This is a genomic window from Bradyrhizobium sp. (assembly GCF_019242285.1).
Classification (GTDB): domain Bacteria; phylum Pseudomonadota; class Alphaproteobacteria; order Rhizobiales; family Xanthobacteraceae; genus Bradyrhizobium.
This window is the reverse complement of sequence record NZ_JAFAVV010000022.1, coordinates 1-3203: the sequence shown is the minus strand read 5'-3', so window position 1 is coordinate 3203 and position 3203 is coordinate 1. Positions and strand designations below refer to the sequence as shown.

4 protein-coding genes are annotated in these 3203 nt (G+C 67.4%); all 4 read right to left on the bottom strand.

The genetic code is table 11. The features are described from left to right. Nucleotides 1–125: 125 nt before the first annotated feature. Nucleotides 126–677, bottom strand: a complete 552-nt coding sequence (locus JOY90_RS01195) for a phosphohydrolase (RefSeq protein WP_291689349.1) — start codon at nucleotides 675–677, stop codon at nucleotides 126–128. 19 nt (nucleotides 678–696) lie between these two features. Then, the gene (locus JOY90_RS01190; protein ID WP_291689350.1) at nucleotides 697–1743 is read right to left on the bottom strand and encodes a LacI family DNA-binding transcriptional regulator; all 1047 of its coding nucleotides are present in this window, start codon (nucleotides 1741–1743) and stop codon (nucleotides 697–699) included. A gap of 2 nt (nucleotides 1744–1745) precedes the next feature. Beyond that, complete coding sequence (locus JOY90_RS01185) at nucleotides 1746–2387, bottom strand: ThuA domain-containing protein (protein ID WP_291689348.1); 642 nt, start codon at nucleotides 2385–2387, stop codon at nucleotides 1746–1748. Between the two features lie 12 nt (nucleotides 2388–2399). Beyond that, on the bottom strand, nucleotides 2400–3203 hold an 804-nt coding region (locus JOY90_RS01180; RefSeq protein ID WP_291689347.1), incomplete at its 5' end, for a Gfo/Idh/MocA family oxidoreductase.

Sequence of the window (3203 nt, the reverse complement as noted above, 5' to 3'; positions counted from 1 at the left end):
AACGAGTGGCAAGCCGCTAATCGCACTGATTTGCTCTGGGGCAAGGCGTTGGGCGAAGGCCCTACGATCTCATGACGCAGCGAAACTACTACGACGGCGGAGTACGCTTCCCGCGACCTTCGCGTCTATTCCGCCTGCAGCGACTTCAGCTCACGGGCGATGTTCGCGCGTGCAGCTTGTTCCAGCCGGGCCGCAAAACCTTCGTCCGGATAGATCACGGGCCGAGCCATGAAGCGCTGCAGCACCGCGGCCCGCCCGCTGCGATAGGCGGCGTCGGGAACATGAGCATATTCCTGGCGGATCGCGGCGGCATAGGCGTCATAGGTCGGCGCGTCGGCGCCGAGAATGCCGAGGTCGATGGAGATCATGATCGCGCCGAGACGATCGCCCGCCGCAACATCGTGGGTTTTCGTCAGCCGGATCAGGCGGCCGACCTCGTGGCGCAGCTCCGGCGGCAGGTTTTCTTCCGCGAGCCGCGCGCTCAGTTCCTCGTTGTCCGCGTGGGTGGGGTCGTAGACGATGTCGTGCCACCAGATCGCCGCGGTCAGAATCTCGCGCTCGCGCGCATTCAGGCCGGCGACGCCGTCGAGCGCTGCCAGGCAGTCCTCGATGTGCTTCAAATTGTGATAGTGGCGGCCTTCGGCGGAGTAGGCCGCGATCATATTGTCCCTGGTCATGATCTCACCTCGGGCGTCATCATGGCAAGTTGTCGCGCAGGAAGATGTCGATGCGGATGCGCTCCTGGTCCGGGCTGATCGGCTCGCCCGCGCAATGCGCGAGCAGCACGCGCGCGGCCGAGCGCGCCTCGTGGCCCGGGTCCTGGTTGATGATGGCGTCGATGGTGCCGCGAACCAGGAAACGCCTGGTGTGCTGGGTGAGCTCATGGGCGATCCAGACCACTTCGCGGGCGCGGCCTGAAGCTTCCAGCGCCGCGGCGATGCCGCGGTTGCCGGCGCCGGCGCTGTAGATGCCGAGCAGGTCGGGATGCCGTTCGAGCAGCTCCGCGGTGAGAACCTGCGTGCGCTCGCTGTCGTCGCGCCCTTCGAGCGCCGGCAGCGCCGTGAGCTCGGGGTACTCGCTCGACAGGATCTGGTGAAAGCCGAACTGACGTTCGGCGTGATCACGCAGCGACAGCGAGCCGGCGATGACCGCGACGGGTCCTTTGCGCCCGACGAGAAAGCGCCCCATCAGGGTAGCGGCGGTGCGGCCGGCCGCCGGATTGTCGATGCCGACATAGTGCAGCCGGCGCGAGCTCGGCGCGTCCGACACCAGCGTCACCACGGCGACATTGCGCTCCATCAATTCGTCGATCGCTGCGCGCACGCGCGGATGATCGAGCGCGATGGTGGCGACCCCGGCATAGGCCGGCGAGAGCCGCTCCAGCGCCGCCGTCAGCGCGTCCGGATCGAACACGTCGACATGAAGAACGTCGATGAAGCCGCGCTGGCCGGCGAGCCAGTCGGCGGCGCGCTGCACCTGCTCGGTCAGGTTCATCATGAAGGTGTTGCTGCCGGTCGGCAGCACGAAGGCGAAGCGGAAGGTCTGGCCGCGCGCGAGCCGGGCGGCGGCGACATCGGCGCGGTAGCCGAGTTTGGCCACCGCCGCTTCGACCCGCGCTATTGTCTTCGCGCGGACGCCCTCGCGGCGGTTGACGACGCGATCCACGGTCGCCAGCGAGACGCCCGCCGCGCGCGCGACGTCTTCCAGGGTCGCGCGGCCTGGCGGATGCGTCTCGCCGCCCATCGTCACCGGGCGGCCCACAACATGCCGCGGGTCATGATGGTCCTGATCTCCGGCACGTCGAGCTCGTAGGCGCGATGGCCGAGCGACGAATAGAACACGCGGCCCTCGCCGTAGCGCTTCTTCCAGACCACGGGCATCACGACGCCTTCGATCCAGGGCGCGTGCTCGCCTGTGAAGGTCGTGGTCGCCAGCACCTCGTTGGCTGGATCGATGTGCATGTAGTACTGCTCGGACCGGTGCTCGAAGCTGTTCAGGCCCTTCATGATGGGGTCGTCCGGCTGCGTCAAGTCGACCTTGTAGTCGATGATGTTGCCGGGATGAGCGACCCACTGGCCGCCGCAGAGAAACTGGTAGTCCACGGAGTCGCGGAACGCGTCGCACATGCCGCCGTGATGGCCGGCGAGGCCTGTGCCGCCGCGCACTGCGGCGCAGAGATTGAGCGCCTCCGCCTTCTCGATCTTCGACATGGTGTAGATCGGGACGATCAGCGACAGCTCGTGGATTGCCGGATCGGCGAAGGCCGCCGTACTGGTCTCGATCCGAACGTCAAAACCTTCCTTGGTCAGCCAGCCCCGTATCATCGAGGCGCAGAGATCGGGATCGTGTCCCGGCCAGCCGCCCCATACGATCATCGCCTTGCGCATCTTCTTATTCCCTCAATCGATCTGTCCGGTTTCGCGTCCCGGCGGCAGCATCGCCGGCCGCTCGACGCGGCTTGCGATCTTGACCCGCCGGCCTTCGTCCGCGGAGGTCTGGAACGCCTCCATCACCTCCAGCACGTGGAAGGCGAGCGCGCCGCTCGCGCGGTGCGGCCGGCCGGTGACGATGGCGGTCGCCATGTCGGCGACGCCGATCGAACGGAATTCGCCTTCGACATGGCCGTGGGTGAGCGGCGCGGTCTCCCAGTCGCCGCCGGTTTTGGCGATCTGCACCTCGCCGCCGAAGCGGTTGGGGTCGGGCACCAGCATGCTGCCCTTGTCGCCATAGATCTCGATCGGCGCATGCTTGTGCTTCGGCACGTCGAAGCTCATCGCGATCGACACCACGGCGCGGCTCTCGAATTCCAGCGTGCCGGCGACATGGGTTGCGACCTCGACCGGGATCAGCGTGCCGTTCATCGGCTCGCTGGTGACGAGCCGCTCGGATTTCGGCCGCGCGGTCGAGCCCATCACGCTGGCGACCGGACCGAGCAGCTGCACCAGGTCGGTGATATAGTACGGTCCCATGTCGAGCATCGGCCCGCCGCCGCGCAGATAGTAGAAGCCGGGCGCCGGATGCCAGCGCTCGTGCCCCGGGCACATGAAGAACGCGCTGCCGGCGACGGGCGTGCCGATCGCGCCTTCGTCGATCAGCCTGCGCGCGGTCTGGTGGCCGCCGCCGAGGAAGGTGTCCGGCGCGCAGCCGACGCGCAGGTTCTTCTCCGTGGCGAGGTCCATCACCTTCCTCGCTTCCGCGAGATT

Coding starts and splice junctions, on each gene's coding strand:
- JOY90_RS01195 (WP_291689349.1), bottom strand. CDS start 677: ATGACCAGGGACAATATGATCGCGGCCTACTCCGCCGAAGGCCGCCAC.
- JOY90_RS01190 (WP_291689350.1), bottom strand. CDS start 1,743: ATGGGCGGCGAGACGCATCCGCCAGGCCGCGCGACCCTGGAAGACGTC.
- JOY90_RS01185 (WP_291689348.1), bottom strand. CDS start 2,387: ATGCGCAAGGCGATGATCGTATGGGGCGGCTGGCCGGGACACGATCCC.